This window comes from Prevotella sp. OH937_COT-195 (assembly GCF_003932845.1).
Taxonomy (GTDB): Bacteria; Bacteroidota; Bacteroidia; order Bacteroidales; family Bacteroidaceae; genus Prevotella.
The window spans coordinates 37,883-56,643 of sequence record NZ_RQZH01000009.1 but is presented as its reverse complement, the minus strand read 5'-3'; the positions used below and the strand labels follow the sequence as shown (position 1 = coordinate 56,643).

Annotated in this window: 13 protein-coding genes and 1 pseudogene; 9 read left to right on the top strand and 5 right to left on the bottom strand. The window is 43.1% G+C overall.

Features of this window, described 5'->3' with window-relative positions; genetic code table 11:
• Positions 1-195: 195 nt before the first annotated feature.
• The 3 genes from EII32_RS05275 to EII32_RS05265 all read left to right on the top strand — a co-directional run bounded on the left by EII32_RS05275 (position 196) and on the right by EII32_RS05265 (position 7,256).
• Positions 196-1,686, top strand: coding sequence for a hypothetical protein (locus EII32_RS05275; protein WP_125234399.1), 1,491 nt, complete (start codon positions 196-198; stop codon positions 1,684-1,686).
• Positions 1,687-1,734: 48 nt separating this feature from the next.
• Complete coding sequence (locus EII32_RS05270) at positions 1,735-4,968, top strand: T9SS type A sorting domain-containing protein (protein WP_125234398.1); 3,234 nt, start codon at positions 1,735-1,737, stop codon at positions 4,966-4,968.
• Positions 4,969-5,105: 137 nt separating this feature from the next.
• The gene (locus EII32_RS05265) at positions 5,106-7,256 is read left to right on the top strand and encodes a fibronectin type III domain-containing protein (RefSeq protein ID WP_233582309.1); all 2,151 of its coding nucleotides are present in this window, start codon (positions 5,106-5,108) and stop codon (positions 7,254-7,256) included.
• A 144-nt stretch (positions 7,257-7,400) separates the two neighbouring features.
• Here the strand turns inward: EII32_RS05265 and EII32_RS05260 are convergent, their stop codons facing one another.
• Entirely contained in the window at positions 7,401-7,679 is a 279-nt protein-coding gene (locus EII32_RS05260; RefSeq protein WP_125234397.1) for a hypothetical protein, read from the bottom strand.
• 219 nt (positions 7,680-7,898) lie between these two features.
• Here EII32_RS05260 and EII32_RS05255 point away from each other — a divergent pair, with 219 nt between their 5' ends.
• Positions 7,899-9,116, top strand: a complete 1,218-nt coding sequence (locus EII32_RS05255) for an IS4 family transposase (RefSeq protein ID WP_125234396.1) — start codon at positions 7,899-7,901, stop codon at positions 9,114-9,116.
• 155 nt (positions 9,117-9,271) lie between these two features.
• Here the strand turns inward: EII32_RS05255 and nrdG are convergent, their stop codons facing one another.
• From nrdG to EII32_RS05240, 4 genes are all read right to left on the bottom strand, one after another.
• On the bottom strand, positions 9,272-9,742 hold the full coding sequence (gene nrdG / locus EII32_RS05250; RefSeq protein WP_125234395.1) for an anaerobic ribonucleoside-triphosphate reductase activating protein: 471 nt from the start codon (positions 9,740-9,742) through the stop codon (positions 9,272-9,274).
• A 14-nt stretch (positions 9,743-9,756) separates the two neighbouring features.
• Entirely contained in the window at positions 9,757-11,871 is a 2,115-nt protein-coding gene (gene nrdD, locus EII32_RS05245) for an anaerobic ribonucleoside-triphosphate reductase (RefSeq protein WP_125234424.1), read from the bottom strand.
• A gap of 318 nt (positions 11,872-12,189) precedes the next feature.
• Positions 12,190-12,291 (bottom strand): smalltalk protein, encoded by a 102-nt coding sequence (locus EII32_RS12090; protein ID WP_158611131.1) that lies wholly within the window; start codon positions 12,289-12,291, stop codon positions 12,190-12,192.
• Positions 12,292-12,302: 11 nt separating this feature from the next.
• Positions 12,303-12,755, bottom strand: a complete 453-nt coding sequence (locus EII32_RS05240) for an HU family DNA-binding protein (protein ID WP_125234394.1) — start codon at positions 12,753-12,755, stop codon at positions 12,303-12,305.
• A gap of 228 nt (positions 12,756-12,983) precedes the next feature.
• Between EII32_RS05240 and EII32_RS05235 the strand changes: the two genes are divergently transcribed.
• The 5 genes and pseudogenes from EII32_RS05235 to EII32_RS05215 all read left to right on the top strand — a co-directional run bounded on the left by EII32_RS05235 (position 12,984) and on the right by EII32_RS05215 (position 18,759).
• Positions 12,984-13,739 carry a ThiF family adenylyltransferase gene (locus tag EII32_RS05235; RefSeq protein WP_125234393.1) on the top strand — a complete coding sequence of 252 codons (756 nt, stop codon included), beginning with the start codon at positions 12,984-12,986 and terminating at the stop codon, positions 13,737-13,739.
• Between the two features lie 466 nt (positions 13,740-14,205).
• Complete coding sequence (locus EII32_RS05230; RefSeq protein ID WP_125234392.1) at positions 14,206-14,424, top strand: hypothetical protein; 219 nt, start codon at positions 14,206-14,208, stop codon at positions 14,422-14,424.
• Positions 14,396-15,252: pseudogene (dinD, locus tag EII32_RS05225) on the top strand (DNA damage-inducible protein D). The gene EII32_RS05230 and the pseudogene dinD overlap by 29 nt, the downstream one beginning before the upstream one ends.
• Before the next feature lie 183 nt (positions 15,253-15,435).
• Entirely contained in the window at positions 15,436-15,693 is a 258-nt protein-coding gene (locus EII32_RS05220; RefSeq protein ID WP_125234391.1) for a hypothetical protein, read from the top strand.
• A 474-nt stretch (positions 15,694-16,167) separates the two neighbouring features.
• Positions 16,168-18,759 (top strand): calcium-translocating P-type ATPase, PMCA-type, encoded by a 2,592-nt coding sequence (locus tag EII32_RS05215; protein ID WP_125234390.1) that lies wholly within the window; start codon positions 16,168-16,170, stop codon positions 18,757-18,759.
• The last annotated feature ends 2 nt before the right edge of the window (positions 18,760-18,761 follow it).

Below are 18,761 nucleotides of genomic sequence, written 5' to 3'. Positions count from 1 at the left end.
TCTTATTTTATATATTTGTCGCCGAGTTTTATAAAACGATTTAAATTCTCATGCCTTAAAATTGAGTTAACAAGATTAATTATATTTAAATTCGTAATACTAATGAATCATTTTTTACTTAAAAATTTAATGCTCGTGTTGACTGTTTTCATTTTTCAAACAGTTGGCGCACAAGAAAAACCGGTAAGAAAACCTATGACGGAAACAGACATGTATGTCTGTGCTGTTCAACAAAAGGCAGTGAAAGCCCGAGAAGGAGAGTGGAAACCTCTTGGCAAGGGATTGTTCCGTGATGACATTGTAACCGCTTTATATTTGGTGGATAACTATGAGTTTGAAGTGGATATGGAAGAAAGTTTGTCCACTCCGGGGCTTTATCGTTTGGTAACGCCTTACAAAAATTATCCGATGAGTCCTGCAACACCTGACACCGATACCTACATGGAGGTTGACGCCACTGACCCTGATCATGTTTTCTTCCGTCGATATGACACTGGTATGAACTGGGGAAACGGAAATATAATTGTTAATTCCATGGCCGGCGACTATTATGATTTAGGTAAATTCAATGCTGCCATTGCAGAGGGAATTTGCGGTACTCTCAAGGAGGGTATCATTACTTTTCCTACGCGTACTTTGCTTGTTTTAGATGGCACGGTACCTAGCGATAAAGGTTATAAAATTGCTAATGTCAACAGCAAGTTCCGCCTGAAACTTCCCGGAACGCCGGATCTTGATGTCGTGGCTGCTGTGGAGGGTAAGGTTGATGAAGGTGACAAATCGTTCATTTCAGTTAATTTTACGATAGGTAAAGATGTAGAGAAAATAAAGATTGCGATGTTTGAGGGTGAATATAATCAAAACATGGCCGATAATATTGTCAATGGCTCTGTAACATCTGCAGAGATGACAAAGAGCGGGAAACATCTTTTCCCATACGAGAAAGACGGTGTGTTCACTTTTGTGGCTGTGCCTTATTATAAGGGGAATGTTCGAACTGCAATATATTTAACTAAGGAATTATCATATTTGCATGAAGGTTGGAAAGATATTGGTACTGCATTTTATACCGAGGGTTATCTTGCCGATTGTACTGTTGACATGGGGCTGGAAGTAGTAACCACAGAAGTTCAAGTTCAGGAAAGCACAGAACATCCACGCTTGTTTCGTCTTGTTGACCCTTATGGTTTGAATTATAGATATTCCACAGAGCAAAACTATGACACCAGTCATCCTTATTATATGGAGATTGATGTTGCCGATCCAAACCGGGTTGTGATTCATAAAATGGAATATGGTTGCGGTCTCGTTTTCAATGCGGGGACAATGCAACTTTGGTCCAGGGCAGACAGATATCTTACCGAGGGTACGAAAACGAAGGAGGAGATAGAGGAAATGAACCTGTACGGCAAATGTAACGGTAAGGTGATAACGTTTCCAAATGAGGCTTTGTGTATCAAATTTATTGATGTTGTGGACACATGGTACTGGGCAAATCTTAAAGGATCATTCAAACTTGTTCTTCCGGTAGATGTTACCGCTAATATTTCTGGCGTAGATAATGACTTGACATATCCGGTTGAGTATTTTACTCTTGAGGGTGTGAAAGTGGGTAAAGAATCTCTCAGTCCTGGCATATACATCAAGAAGCAAGGTTCAAAAAGTTCAAAGGTAATAATAAAATAAGCATAAAAATCCAATAATATAAATGTGTTTAACTTAAATGTTTTTGATATGAAAAGAAAAACTACTTTTCTGGCGTGCTGCATGTTAATGTGCATGTCGCTCGCAAATGCCGATAATGGTTTAAGGGGGGGCAGGACTGACCGCTTCCCCGACCGTGCACCGACAGTTAAGAATGCGCTTGCAAATAATGTGGTGCGAGAAGGACTCAATGACGATAAAGACTTGGGCGTCAAGATGTGGGCCACGACAGTGACCGATTATAATAATGACCCTGGTTTTGTGTATTTTTACTCAAACAATACAAGTGAATTAAAAAAGACAGGTCTAATAAAATCGCGGGAGGAGGATGAACATCGCAGATGGACAATGTCCGGCGGAACTTACCACAATGGTGAATATCTAGGATACTTTTATTATCGTTATGACTTTGGTATTAATTATGTAAAGGCATTTGCCTCAATTGATTTGGAAAAGGGTACATGGGTAACAAAGAAAGACATGTCGGATATGCAAGACGACTGGGATTTCATAGAGGCAATGTACACCAATCCGACAACAGGAAAACTAATGGGCTTGGCTAGGAATCGTGATGGCTCGATTACATCAACATTAGGTGAAATCGATCCCGAAACCGGTGAATACACACAATTGGCAGCACTTGACAAATATTATTTTTCCATTGCATATGATGCTTATGGAACGTTGTGGGCTGTTCGTTGGAATGCCGGTTCTGATGATCAAGTGAATGGAGCACGTCTTGTAACGCTTAATCCCAACGATGGATATAAAGAGGATAAAGTCGTAAGACTCAAGAAAGACGGTTCGGACTTTAAAATTTATTTCCAGAATTCAATTTACTTTGACGTATCAACCGGCGACTTGTGGATTGTTGCATCCAATAACGAGGGTAAACAATATTTGTGTATGGTAGATACTTTGACTGGTGAGATGGAAAGCAAAGGTCGAGTAGGATTCGCAGACATTGTTACGGGTTTGTATATTCCCGGATATAAACCAGATTCTTTTGAAGCTGCCAGTCGTGTCACGGAAATATCATCTGAATTCGATGATAACGGAATTGTTACGCTGAAATGGAAAAACCCCGTCACGGCATGGAACAAGCAGCCTCTTGCCGAACTTGCAGAAATTCTCATTTATCGTGATGGTATGGAGGACGACAAACTCGTGACAACTATTACAGAAAATGTGACGGTTGGTGGCAATATGTCATGGACCGACAATGGAGCCGGACAAGGAGTACACGTTTACTATATTGTACCTTGCCGTGTAATGGGAGAAAAAGGTGTGCCTGAGACTTGGAGAGCATTTTCTGGTCGTGATGTTCCAGGACAAGTTAAGAATGTTACTTTGACAAAGAACAACAACATGTCTCTGACCCTTAGATGGGAACAGCCATCATTGGGAAAGAATGACGGCTGGTATGACAAGACAAATGTGAAATATGACATTAAACGCTATCCTGATAAGAAAAATGTTGCCACTGGCATTACCGAGACAATGTTTACAGACAATGAATTGGGCAGCATGGGGTCGTATTATTATACGATTAGGGCCTATACAAATGATGGAGAGGGACTAGAAACCGAGAGCCCGGCAGTGATGGCAGGTTCTGCCTACGAGATTCCTTATTCCACAGAGTTTGCTACAAAAGCTGAGGCCGACCAATGGGAAAAGATCGATGCGAATGGCGACGGACGGATATTCTTTTATAAAGATTACATGGAGCCATGGGGATTGTATTTGAGTTCTTCTGAAAGTGGTAATGATGATTATGCAATTTCTCCTGCACTGAAATTGAAAGCAGGGAAGACATATAAGGTAACATTCAAAGTATTTTTTAATCATTGCACCACAGATCTGGATCCCGACAGAGCTCAAACATTCAGTATTACTGCCGGTAGGGGAGCCACTGCTGAAGCACAAAATATAGAATTGAAGAAATGGGATAAATTCCAACATTTCAAATACGGTGAGACTTTCGAGTTTGAGGCATTCTTTACTCCGGAGAGCGACGGAGATTACAATGTTTCCTACCATTATTTTGATTCGCCGGTTTATGATGATATTACAATTGCAAGTGCATCTATAGAGGAAGTGTTTGCTAAAGATCTCGCTGCCATGTCGGTTAAAGGGAATTCGGTTGCAGTTAAAGACACCCCAAGTGAATATACTGTAAAGGTTAAGAATATGGGTGGTAATGCGGTAAATTCTTACAAGGTGCAAGTAGCGCGTTTTGATGCTAATAACCATGTTGTTTTAGGTGAGACCACAGTTAATAATACTATCGAACCACAAGCAGAGACAGATGTGACTGTAAATGTTACTTCCGATGTAGAGGGCGAAATCCAATTGGCCGGTGTTGTGATACTTGAAGGTGACCAATATGCCGACAATAACGTGTCGGAGACAATCAAAGTTTATGTCGAACCGGCAGGAACGAAACCGTTTAACAAGGAAATTACCGGAGAAAACTCTGGGGTATATACTCGCATCCCTGTTTCATTCACTAAGATTTACAGCCATTCACAGTCAATTTACAAGGCTTCGGAATTGAGCGGTGTGAATAAGATATATCGTTTGGCATTTGAGTATAACGGAAATGCCGAAAGTAGTACACCACTTCAAGATATTGAGTTTGATGTGATTTTGTATTTAGGAATGAGCGATAAAGCCGCTTATGACAAACAAAATGTTGAGTGGGAACCTCTTGTTAACCAAACAAAGGTATATGAAGGCAAGTTGGGGCTCATGGCGGGCGAAAACAATATGTTGGTGTTCAATTTTAACGAACCGTTTGATTACGACAATACGAAAAATCTTGTTGTTACTGTGCTCAAGAAAAGTCAGAAATATCAGGAACTATTCCCTGCATTCTTCAAAATATACAATGATAACTGGGATGCAGATGAATATCGTACGATTCTTTATGACAACAACAATACACAAGAGGCTGAAGAAGGTAATGGCTTTGGTAATCCGTGCTTACCGGTTCTTCATCTTGCGGTGGATGAAATATCAACTGGTGTAAGAGACGTTGTGATTGGTGGTGGCATTAGTTATGATGGTGCAACAATTAATTTTGGTGGTATTGATGCAGCCTCTGTTGCAGTTTACGACCTTATGGGACGTATGGTGCTCAACAATAATGTTTCAGAAGGCACAACAACCGTAAACGCGTATCTGCGACAAGGTGCGTATGTCATTAAGGTTACAGACCGCAAGGGTCGAGTTTACATAACCAAGATGTGTGTTGCAAAATAAAAACACTATGAATCCTTTGAAGCTATAATAAACGGCTTCAAAGGATTTTTGTCTTTTTCTCTGTTAGGTGTTATCTGCACTTTTATAATAGAGAATAAATCATAAATACAAATTTTATAACAAAAATATTTTATCTGATGATGAACAGATTTACATTATTTGCCATTGCTGCCGGCATGTCGGCAGTTGCTTTCGGACAAGGTTCGTTTACGCTTGGCACAGCGAAGTCCGAGACTTCTGAGGGGCTTGTGTCACGCAGTCAGAACGTACAAATGACCATTCGGAATAATTATGAAGATGCTTTTGCCCTTAATAATGCACAGAAAACTAACCTCATGGATAATGCACGTTTGATAAAGGTTCCCAGAAAGGCAGAGAACCTTTATGGAACGGTAGTTGAGATAATGTATGAGGACTTCTCGAAAATGTCAACAGGTTCAATAGAGTCTCCCGACCGTGACACACAAATAAACGAATATGTGCCGGGTGGAGTATATTGGTGGAATGTCAAGCCGGAGTACACAACGTTGCCTAACTGGGGCTCGCACTATGCCTATCCTGCCGGAGGATGTCTGTTTATGGATGCCGACAATGAAGAAGGAGCACAACTCAACACACCACTGATTGATGTTAGTGGACGCTGTCGCATCGCATTCTTGCAGTTTAAGGCTCGCACACTCACGGGTACGGCTACAGGATTGCTTGTTGAGGCTGCGGAAACAAAAAACATGTCGCCCACAGGTTGGGAATTTATGGGACCTGTGGAAATTCCACAGATTACAGACGAGTGGCAAACTTACGAGGTTATGTTCAAAGGAACCGGTCCCAGCACCATGTTCAATTTTGTTCAGAAACCCACATCTCAGATTTACATAGACGACATAAGGGTTTACCAGATAGATCAGTATGTCAATACACCCGTCACATTGCCTCATAACAATTATACAGGTAGCACTTTTACTGCTAATTGGGAAGCCGTTAACGGAGCAGAAAGTTATCTTCTCAATGTATATTCGCTTAACGAAGCCAAGCAACCGAATTATCTGTTGAAAGACAAAAAGGTTACAGGCACATCATTTGTCGTTGAAGGAATAACCTCCGGAGAGACTTATTATTACACATTGCGTGCAGTGAAGGGAACACATGAAAGTATAGAGACTTTGCCGGTAGAGGTGTTTGACCTTGAGGCTCCTGTACTCAGTCCGACAAGTGAGGTGAAGCAAGCCAAGTACACTGCCGAGTGGAATAATGTGCCTTCTGCCGAAAGGTACAATTACTGTGCATACAATGTACGTACGGCAGAGGCTGACGGGGAATTTGTGGTTACAGACGAGAATTTCGATGGAGTTCGAGATGCCAACGGAGAACTCACGGGACTTACCATAGAAAATCCCTCCTATAATGTTTATAGCGAACTTTATCTCGCAGACTTGAGCCAGGCTGGTTGGAAAGGCTCTAATTATATGCCTTACACCGATTATATCTGTGTTGACGGTTGGCAGTATATGAACGGTCAGGGTGATGCAGGACTTATTTCTCCGGAACTTGACATGTCTAAAGATGATGGCAAATTTAATTTGAGTATAAAACTTTATGGTGAGATAGCCAACTTGTATGATGAGGACGGAAATCCAATACCTACCCAGACAGAGTGTGCAGTGGCTCTTTTCAACTATGACGAGGCAATAGGCGACTACGTTCAGAGCGAACTTATTTATCCTAAAGGGGTTGCAGCCGAGTGGAAAACATTTAACGTCAATCTCACAAAGGGAACAAAACGTACAAAGATAGGAATTTATGCAGTGAAAGCTCCGGGAAACCTGTATATGGACGACCTAAAGATAACGCAGAATTACAAGAAGGGAGAGTCGCTCATGGAGCCGTTCTTCTTCGCTCGTTGGCATGAGAACACATCAATCGATGTACAACTTCCGGTTAAAGTTTTTGTTTCCCCTATTTATCACAAGGTAAATGCGGTTAAGTCTAAAGATGGAAACAAGTCCGGCGGTGCCAAATATAGAGAAAGCGCATACTCAAATCTTGAAAGGGTTACCAATGAAGTTTCATCTGTTAACGACAACATGCTTTGTGAGAAACCGAATGTGACAGTTTCAGACCGTGCATTAATAATTGCCAATCCACAATGTAATGAAATCATTGTGTATGCCGTTGATGGTACACAGGTGTATGCTGACAATTCCGGACAGCGTAACATTATCGTGACCCCTTCAGGACGTGGTGTCTATGTTGTAAAAATAGGCGATACTGTTTTGAAAGTAAGGAATTGATAATCCTTTCCTTGTCTGTTAATGACAGGACAATCATATTTGAAATAAACCCAAAAGTTACATAAAAACTTTTGGGGTTTATTTCAAAATGTACGCTTACTAAATTTGTTTTATTTTACGAGTAACTTGCGTGTGGCAGTCTCTTTACCATTCTGCATTGTTATGACATATATGCCCTGCAGGAAGACTTATATTATTAAACCCAAATCGGTCATTAGAACCCTCAACCGATTTTGTTCGATTGTTGTTGAGCAGATGTGCAGCCGTTTCATCGAAGGCGTAGCGGGCTACGTCGAGATGTAATGGCTGCGCAGATGTCAGCAAGCGGGCTAAAGCAGTTGGGAAGCGTAACGGCAATAGTAAATCTAAGCAAATGCGGTCTAATGACCGATTTGGGTTAAACCTTTGTAAAAATCGTTTCAAACACAAAATTGATATTTGATCATCAGTAATTACGACTGGAGTTGTTTGTTTTTTAGGCGTAATGGGCATTTGGTAGGCTGAAAACTTCTCGAATGTCCTTTATTTATTACTATTGCTGTCCAGCAAACATTTTTGTTATATAAAAGTTAAGGGCTAAAATCCTCTCTCGGATTTCAGCCCTTTTTTTTACCTTTGTTTTTGCTACCAAACTTCAATAACATGGGTAAAAGTACACATTTTATCGGACAGCCGGTCTATAATCAGGTAATAAAATTACTCGATAAGCAAAATAATAAGCAAATTAGCCTTGAAACACACCGAAGTGAGGCTTATGTTAAGCGTCTTGACGGGTGGACTCATCTTGTTATAATGCTCTTTGGCATTCTTAAACACTTTGATTCTCTGCGGGAAGTGGAGATTGGTATGAAGGCTGAAGTAAATAAACTGCATCACCTTGGTATCGCCTATGTTGCTCGCCGTAGTACGCTTGCTGAAGCCAATAGGCGTTGCCCACAAGAGTTCTTTGCAAGCGTTTATGCGTACCTGTTAGAGCGTTATATTGCTTTTTTAGCGGACAGCCGCCCAAAAGGTGAACAGAAGACATGGGAGAAACTTCTGTATATGATGGATTCAACCACGATTACTCTTTTTGACAATATCCTCAAAGGAGTAGGCAGACATCCTAAGAGTGGCAAGAAGAAAGGCGGTATGAAGGTTCATACGCTCATGAAGTATCATGTTTGTGTTCCTATGGTTGTACAGCTCACCTCTGCAGCCAAGCATGATCATTATCTACTTAAAGAAGTACATCTTCCAAAAGATGCAACCCTTACAATGGACAGGGCATACGTTGATTATGCACAGTTCCATCGACTTACAGAGGAAGGAGTATGCCATGTGGCTAAGATGAAGAAGAATCTCACGTATAAGGAGCTATCCTCAGTAGCCTATGTAAGTCCTGACGGGCCGGTTACACATATAGACAAGAAGATTCTCTTTGAGAGGGGAGAGATAAAACACGAGGCAAGACGAGTGGAACTGTGGAGTAATAACTCACATAAGTCAGTTGTCCTATTGACCAACAACTTTGAACTTGATGTAAAAGACCTTGAGGAGATTTACAAGCGCAGATTGGCTGTTGAGTCTCTTTATAAGCAGCTTAAGCAGAACTTTCTCCTGCATTTCTTCTATGGTGACAGTGTAAATGCTATACAGATACAGACATGGGTAGTACTCATTGCCAATCTACTCTGTACTGTTATTGCCGGAATGATAAAAAGGCATGTATCTTTCTCGCAATTGGTAACCATGCTAAGGCTTACACTGATGTACTACACCGATTTCATCTCATTTATGGAAAATCCACAGAATGATGAACTCATCATAATGGCAGAAAAAGCAAATGCACCACCAAAAGAACTTGATTTATTTGATTAGGGGGCTTGGATTTCAAAAATGAAAGCGGAATTACCTATATAAAGACAATTCCGCAAGGATTTCTATGCAATGTAAGTTTTACTGGACAGCAATAACTTAAAAATATGAATATAATACAGTTAGACCAATTATTACTGCAATAATTGACCGAAAAATTATTCCGTTTCCCAGAAACGTGCGGTTATGTCTTCAAAACAATTGTGAGCAGTCTTTTGGTACATGCGTTGGTTTGTATTGCGGTCTTTAAGGCATCCTAAATGTGCGATGTACGGTCCGAGTTTGAAATAGTCGAAAGAGTTGCGGTCTATATGGTGTGGGAAATACTGTTTGCCGCTGTACCAGCCAACTTTCAACTGTGGGTATCGCTGGTGTACATACAATGCGAGCCGTTCCACTTCTGCCGGGTCGTTATCTCCTCCCATGAAGCATATACACGTGAAATCGTTTCGATATTCCTCTACGAAAGTGTCTATTGCGTCAGTGTCGAGTATTGTCCCCGTATCCGCCCACAGATAGCGGCTGTGACAGCCGGGGCATCTATTCGGGCAACCTGAGATGTTTATTGAAAGCGTGGTCTCGTCAGGTATCTCCTGAAAGACCACGCCGGTATTAACATATTTCAGCATTTAGTGAGATGTTTTCAAGTCTCGGCGAGTTCTTTCGGTGCTGCCTCATAGTAGAAGCGTCGTGTTGCTTCCTGTTGCCGCGGTTCGCTGAAATTGCTTACTCGCTTGAGGTATCCGATGATGCGTGTCATGTAATCCACGTTTCGGCTGTGGCAGTTTGGGCACTCTTTAAGATGCCGTTTGTCTATCGTTCCGCACTCGTTGCATATCGTGTTCGGTATGTTGAATGTGAAATAGTTGCATCCCTCCTTTGCCGCCACTCGCAACAAGTTGCGATATTGCTGTTGTGTGAGATGTTCTTCAAGGTTCATGTGCAGAGCCGAGCCTCCTGTCAGATGTTCTATGTATGGAGCACCGTGCATCTTGAACTTGTCTATGATGTTGAGTGAGTCGTCTTCCACTATATAGAAATAACTGTTGTAGCAGTCGCGTGGCACGAGATAACCGTCCTCGCGATCCCATTTCGAGTGTTTAACACCCACGTTTTCTGCCGGTATCATCTCACAGTTGAATAGCAGATCTTTCGTTTGGTATTGTTTGTTGTATTTTTCCACAAGTCCGAGTACCGTCTGCACATAGCGCAGGTATTCCGGATTGTCGCTAATCTTTATCCCGAGGAACTCGGCAGCCTCAACCAATCCGTTTACTCCTATGGTAAGATATTGCCGACTGATGTTTATGTAACCCGCATCGAACAACGGCAACATTCCCGATTTTTGAAGTTCTTTCAGGTTTTCGTTATATGCTATTTGTACTTTGTGGCATAAGTCTATAATGTCGCTCAAGAACTCGGTATATACTATTTTGTTATTAGTGGCATATTGTATGCAGCGGTTGAGATTTATGGTCAAAACGCTCTTCGAACCGGTAGATACTCCTCCTGCGCCGAGTGTGTAACTGAATCCGTTGTCTTGTATCTCGTTGCGCAGACGACAGCACGAACTTAGCGAGTCGGCATTATCGCTCATATAAGTGAAGAACGAATGTCCTTCGGCATACATCTCCGAGGCGAAATCTGCCCATTCTTTGTCCATGCAGTCTCCGTCTTTTGTAAGCAGGGCCATTGTTTCCACGGGGAATGTCAGCACGGCCTTGGTACGTTCCTTGTTGAACCATTTCATAAATCGTTTCTGTAGCCATGACAGTCCGTTCCAGTCGGGCTGGCTGCCGTCGGGAAAATGGAACTCGCCGAAGAGACTTTGAAAATAGAATTTGTCATAGTATGCCACATTCCAGAACACCGCTTGGTAGTTGCGTGCCCCGGTAGGTTGGTTCAAGGTATATACTATCTGCTCGAAACAGTCTGTTATTACCTTGTCTATTGTCCTCTGTTTAATGCTCAGGTCAACCACTTTATCGGTATTCTGCCAATAGTCCGTGCCGTATTCTTTGCCGATGAAATAGTTCATATACATCAGAAATTCGGGTGTGGCGCATGCTCCGCTTAGCATCGAACTTACCATGAACACCATGTTTGCGAATCCTCCGCAGAACGATTTCAGGTTTGTCGGTGCGGTGGAGTTGCCGCCGATGGAAGCCGTGCCGCCTATGAGCCACGGATACATCGTTATGCTGGCACAATAATTTGCGAGACTTGTCTCGTCGTTCTTGTATATGAAATGGCTGTTGAGCATTTCGATGTAACGATTGGCGAGTTCCTTGCCATACATTTTCTTTATACGATCGGTAAGAAGGCGGCGGTTAAGTCGTATGAAACTTGCTTTCGGTAGTTCGCCTATAAGTGTTGCGATGTTCTTGTGTTCAACGTTGGCATTGGCATCATACTTTGAACCGGTGGCGGCGTTCTCTGCATGGCAGTAGTCAACCAAAAAGTTCAACTTCTCCATTGTCTCGCGATCCTCCGTGTGACGCTGACGATAGAGCATGAACGATTTTGCCACATGGTAGTAACCTTCTTTCATCAGCGACTCTTCCACTTGGTTCTGAATTTCCTCCACCTTTATGTCTTCATGGATGTCAAGATGTGCGAGAACTTTGCTAAGTATCGTTAAATCAACGGGTTCTTTCACAGACTCGAACGCCTTTATGATGGCATTCATTATTTTGTCTAACGAGAAACGAACCTTTTGTCCATCGCGTTTGGTAATAGAGAAAAGTTTGCTTTCCATCATTATTTTATTTGTTTTTTTATTGTTTTAACAGGCTCTTATTACCTTTGTGTATCATCACAAGTTTTCTGTTTTGGAAAACTTTTTTCTTTTTGACAAACAAAAAGTTTCCCGTTTTGGAAAAGTTTTCATGCTGCAAAGATACAAATTATTTCTAATCATACAAATAAAAAATGGAAAAATATCATTATTATTTCATCGTCTGAAATACGGAAAATGCCCTCGCACCGATAGCGGAGATTTATTCCGGTAGGGTGCGAGGGCATGATTATTGTGCGTTGGCAGGTCATTGGGGGAAACCTGCACCGCTGAAACTACCTAAAATATCCCCATTGCGGCATTGGCTCCGAATACTCCGAGCAACGCTGTTGCCACGGCTACAATCACTTTAAGAATAATCTTCCATGATTCCTTGTTCATACTTTTTGCCATTAAGGTGTTACTGTTTCGTCTTCTTTTCCTTCTGTTTTCACATCGTTCTTCGGCAACTCTTTCACGCTCACTCCGGTAAGCATTGCACGCCGGCGGTAGCCGTTTTTGTCAATCTTTGTCTCCGGCTGAAACAAGAGGTGTGTGCCTTTCAGGTTTTTCTGAACGCTGAAATCTTTCACATTCTCGGCAGCCGAAGTGTTTATGCCTATTTTGAACGTCCCGAGTCGGTCTATCTTCACTGCCATGCTCTGTTGTAGTTTCTTCTGCATGGTTGTAACCAGTTCGGAGATTACCGCCAATATGTCGGCACGTTTCACGGTACAGTTCTCCTGCATCTCCTCTGCGAGTTGCTCGGTTGTCACGGTGTCTATGTGCTTCGCTCTGCCATACCATGCGCCTTTCTTTTTGCTGTTCTTGCGATTATCCTGATAAAGTTTATAGAATACTGCCATCTTTTTTCCTTTCTTTTTTTAAATTGCTTGTCAATTAATTTTTTATCACTGTTTTTACCGCGCGGTTTGCATTCTGTCGTACGTTGTTGTGTCTCGAGCCGCAACCGCGTATTCCTGTTTGCATTTGCAAAGGTAGCATGTTTTGCAAGCGAAATCAAGTGTCAGGTGGCTACATATATGCTACATTTATTGTTCCTTTCACATCTTCTGCGTATCTTTGCAGTCGAAATGAATTACGATAACGATTTCCTCGCACGCATACGACTTCTAGTCGGCGATGATGCTACAGACTTGATTAACATCCGCAGGGTAATTATTCTCGGTGTGGGCGGTGTCGGCTCATGGTGTGCCGAGAGCCTCGTGCGTTCGGGGATAACTCGCATCACCATAGTTGACAGCGATAACGTGCGCGTCTCCAACATCAACCGTCAGTTGATGGCAACCGCTCTTACCGTTGGTCGCCCCAAGGTAGAGGCTCTTCGCGATAGACTCCTTTCCATAAATCCTTATGCCGACATATCAGTCCGCCAACAGATATTCTGTAAAGAAACACAGTCCGAGTTCCGTTTTGACGATTACGACTATGTCATCGATGCCATTGATTCGCTCAAGGACAAGGCTCTATTAATAAATAAGGTATGCGAGAGCCGTGCCACGCTGTTCTCCTCCATGGGGGCTGCACTGAAGATGGATCCTGCACGTATTCGCGTTTCCGAGTTTTGGAAGGTGGAGGGTTGCCCTTTGGCACGAGCATTGCGCAAGCGTTTCAAAAACTCCGGACAGTATCCCGTGCGCAAATTTCTATGTGTTTATAGCGATGAGTTGTTGCCAAACCTCGGCAACAATGCTGCGTGTGCCATAGAGACCGACACTTTCCGCAAAGCACAGATTAACGGCAGCGTTGCCCATATTACGGCAATTTTCGGGTTCACCCTTGCAGGACTTGTGATTAAAGACATTTGCAATAATTACTCCGGTTCGTGATAAGACTACAATAAAAAATATGCCATAAATTCTGATAGCAACGGAGCATTTACCGCAGATTTGCTTCAAGGTAAATGTTCTCACCCACATTCGAGAAGTCCGCATACGCATTCAGTAGATTGCCAAACGTATCGTCCGCTATTCGGTGGAAAAATCTACCTCACGGGACGATGGTATTATACCCTACACTCAAAATTGCAGGAAAAATCCTCTATTGGCTCTCTGACATCAACTGACTACTGTAACTATTGGAGATAAAACATTTGCAAGAGACATTTTCTTGCCGTTTGGCAATCACACAGAAAGAATCTGCCGAATGGTCGCCTGAAAAATACTGAACAATCTCGCAATCGCTCGGTATCTTTTCGCAATAAATCAAGTACATTTGCGTTATTCTTTCAAGAAAACCGTGAGCGAAATCCTCCGATTTCAGGAGAGAAGACAAAGGAGGAAACTCTATTGAATTATGGCAAATAACCCATTACGTGAGTTTTTATCTCTAACTCGTGTATTAATGCAATCGTGGTTTGCACTTGAGTGGCGAGGAATGATAGATGAGAGTGAGGGTAAACAAGGAACTATAAGCGAGAAAGAAAAGCAAAAACTGCGAGATAAATATTATTCGGAATATTTAGAATCTATAAAACCAAAAAACAATGGACAAGAACAGTATATTGCAGTATAAATCATCATTTGACAGTATTGTCCGTTATATTGAGAGTGATGATGCTAAAGAACAAATCGAAGTTTGGTTTGCACGCGAGTTGCAAACTATATTGGGCTATGCTCGCTGGGAGAATTTTCTCATTGCGATACATCGGGCAGTTGCCTCGTGTAAGTCGCAGGTAGTTAACGTAGATGACCATTTTCGTGAGGCCACGAAAATGGTAGAATTGGGTAGTGGTGCCAAGCGTGAAATTTCTGATTTTATGCTTACTCGTTACGCTTGTTATCTCATTGCTCAAAACGGAAACCCGAAGAAAGAAGAGATTGCCTTTGCACAAAGTTATTTTGCCGTTCAAACACGGAGGGCTGAGCTGATAGAAGAGCGACTAAACTTGCTTTCTCGCTTGGAAACACGAGACAAATTGAGAGCAGCGGAAAAACAATTGTCGCAGAATATATATGAACGCGGTGTCGATGACAAGGGGTTTGGACGAATACGCTCCAAAGGCGACACGGCTCTTTTCGGAGGGCATACTACGGAAGATATGAAAAAACGGCTGGGCGTGAAATCCAATAGACCGTTGGCAGACTTTCTGCCCACCCTAACCATCGCTGCAAAGAATCTTGCCACGTACAATGTGGAAAACAAAGACCTGCACGGAGAACCATCTATTACTCGTGAGCATATTCAGAACAATCAGAGTGTGCGTGCCATGTTGGGAAACCGTGGCATCAAACCAGAAGAATTGCCACCTGCGGAAGACATCAAAAAATTGGAGCGCAAGGTTGTAAGGGACGAGAAAAGATAGAACAAGCCTCACATAAATTACCGAAGAAAAAAGAATAAAAAGACATGGACCACACTCCGCATTTTCAATCCCAAGACTGTGGCGTGGGATGTTTTTATAACTGTATGTGTGAAGCCTCCGCCTGACTACCCGAAAGGTTGGCAAAGAATTTATTTGAACGAAAACACGGCAGAGAAGATTAGGTATGTGTTCTCTGATATAACTATTAATTACAAAAAATAATGAAAGAACTTTTATTTGGAGCTACAATCGGATTTGTAGCAGGAATAATTGATATAATCCCAATGATTTTACAGAAATTAGATAAAACAAGCTGTATCTCGGCATTTGTGCATTATTTCGTACTTGGCTTGATTATTCCGTTTGTAAATATCGATATATACCCTTGGCTCAAAGGTGCCTTAATAGCCATTCTAACCGCATTTCCGATAATGATAATAGTATATCCCAAAGACAAAAAAGCAATTATTCCTATATAATCTTAGGAAGTGCCATTGGGCAAGTTGGAGTTATCTTTATAGAGTAGACAATCGCCAAACCCAAGAAGAAAACAACAAGGCCTACACCACAACCTAATGAAGTTGGTGGTTCAAGTGACGACGGGCTTTAATCGAACTTGTGGAGCATTGCCCCTATTCAGTAGCTTTTTCATTGTATATTCCAATTAAATCATTTCTTAATGAACATTATATCTGTATCGTAATTTTACTGTTCTTTTGATAACGACAAGTCCGCTGTACTTGATGGATATGCGGTTGAGGATACAAAACTGTCATGGCTTTTCCAACCGTTTATCCGGAACCGGAGGAATAATTCAAAGTAAAACGGTTACAAAACAAGGAAATCTGGGGGATATATTGCTAAATAAGTGTAAAAAAGAATATTGTGGAATCGGGCGTGACTAAAAATTAGTAATTTTGCACTCTGATTATATACTTTATGAATCTTATTTTATGGGAATAGAAAAAAGCAACATTCCGTTCAAACATGAGGGACTCGGCGAAAAAGAAGTGAACGAAAGTCGCAACCTACATGGAGACAACATTCTCACACCGCCGCAGAAAACCTCGATGTGGCGATTGTACATTGAGAAATACAATGATCCGATAATCAAAATATTGCTCGTTGCGGCAACAATATCTTTGGCACTTGCTTTCTTCGATGGAAAATTCATGGAGACCATAGGTATCTTTATTGCAATATTCCTTGCCACAACAATAGGATTCTACTTTGAATCCGATGCCGCAAGAAAATTCGAGGCACTGACATCGCTTGGCGAAGAACAACCGGTTAAGGTACGCCGTGCCGGACAGGTAATGAGCATAGCGAGACGCGAAGTGGTGGTGGGAGACATCGTTCTTGTTGAGACCGGTGACGAAATTCCTGCCGACGGAACACTTGTTGCATCGTCCGATTTGCAGATTGACGAGTCGTCGCTTACCGGAGAACCGCTGACAACCAAGCATGCCGACATGGAAAAATACGGAGAGAGGGATGGAGCATATCCGCAGAATTTGCTGCTGCGCTCGACGATGGTGATGAACGGCAGTGGAGAATATTTGGTTACCGCCGTGGGAGACCGCACAGAGATTGGCAATGTGGCACGCAGCAGTAGTGAGGACACGGGCATAAAAACTCCGCTGAACAGACAACTCGACCGTCTGGCAAAACTAATCAGCAAGGTTGGTTTTACCATAGCGGGTTCTGCATTCGTTATCTTCCTTGTTCATGACATAATAACAAATACTGCCTTGTGGCACTCTTACGATTACATCGGGATGGCAGAGACGGTGCTGAAATATTTTATGATGGCCGTAACGCTTATCGTAATGTCTGTGCCGGAGGGACTGCCCATGGCCGTGACTCTGGCATTGGCTCTTAACATGAGACGAATGCTGAAGAGCAACAACCTTGTTAGAAAGTTGCATGCATGCGAGACGATGGGGGCGGTAAACGTAATATGTACCGACAAGACAGGTACGCTGACACAGAACCGGATGAGCGTGAAAGACATGCTTCGTATTAATGATGACGACTTTCTGAAAGACATACCGCTGACAACGGCAATAGCAATCAACACCACGGCATACGCCGGGGTGGGAAACCCCACTGAAATCGCGCTCATAGAGTGGATTGGCGGGGAGGGAGCCGACTGCGAAAAAGTACGTCGCGAGGCTGTGATAACCGATGTCATGCCATTCTCTACCGAACGTAAAATGATGGCAACGGCAGCAAATGTTGCGGGACGTACATGGCTGTTGGTGAAAGGTGCGCCGGAAATTGTAATGCAGATGTGCGATATTACAGACACCGAACGCCGCCGTGCCGAAGATTTTCTGCGCGAGAAGCAGGGGAGAGCAATGCGAACGCTGGCATTGGCGGCAAAGCCCGTCGGGGGCGACAGGATAAATGTAGAATTGCACGGACTGCGACTTCAAGCAATAGCGGCACTCGAAGATCCCGTGCGCGAAGATGTGCCGGATGCCGTGGCACAATGTCACGGTGCAGGAATTGACGTGAAAATCGTTACCGGAGACATATCCGGGACGGCGATAGAGATTGCGAGACAGATAGGTATAGAACCCACAGAAGGTTTCCATATCACAGGTGCGGAGTTTGCCGCGCTCAATGATGAGGAGGCTCTGCAAAGGGTTGAGAAACTGAGAGTGATAAGCAGGGCACGACCGCAAGACAAGCAACGATTGGTGCAGATGCTGCAGAAAAGAGGACATGTGGTGGCTGTTACGGGCGACGGGACAAACGATGCGCCGGCACTGCATTATGCTCACGTCGGTCTTTCGCTCGGGTCGGGCACCGGTGTGGCAAAGCGGGCGAGTGACATGACACTGCTCGACGACTCGTTCCGAAGCATAACGCACGCCGTGATGTGGGGACGCTCGCTTTACAAAAACATACAACGTTTCCTTTTCTTCCAGTTGGTGGTAAACGTAACGGCGTTGCTCTTGGTGCTTGCCGGCTCGATAATTGGTACCGAACTGCCGCTTACCGTAACGCAGATACTTTGGGTTAACCTCATAATGGATACTTTCGCGGCAATGGCACTTGCCTCACTGCCACCGTCGCGCGAGGTAATGGCAGAAAAACCACGTCCGCAGAACGATTTCATTCTGTCGCGTCCTTTAATTAACGGGATAGTGTTCTGCGGGATGACGTTTTTTGCAATGCTCTTTGCTATGTTGTGGCACTGCCTGCACAATGATGCCGATACGGGTATTCTGCAGCACGAGTTGACACTCTTTTTTACAACTTTCGTCATGCTTCAAGTGTGGAATCTGCTCAATGCCAAAACGCTCGGCAGCAATCACAGTGCTTTCAGATACTTGCATCGCGACCGCGGACTGCTCGTAGTTCTGCTGTCCATCGTGGCAGGACAGTGGCTCATAGTGGAGTTCGGTGGAAAAATGTTCCGCACAGACGGCATGAGTTGGCAGGAATGGGCTATCGTAATATCTGCCACATCGGTTGTCTTGTGGGTAGGCGAATTGTGGAGAATGGCAAAACGTATCGTAAAGAGCACCATGTAAGT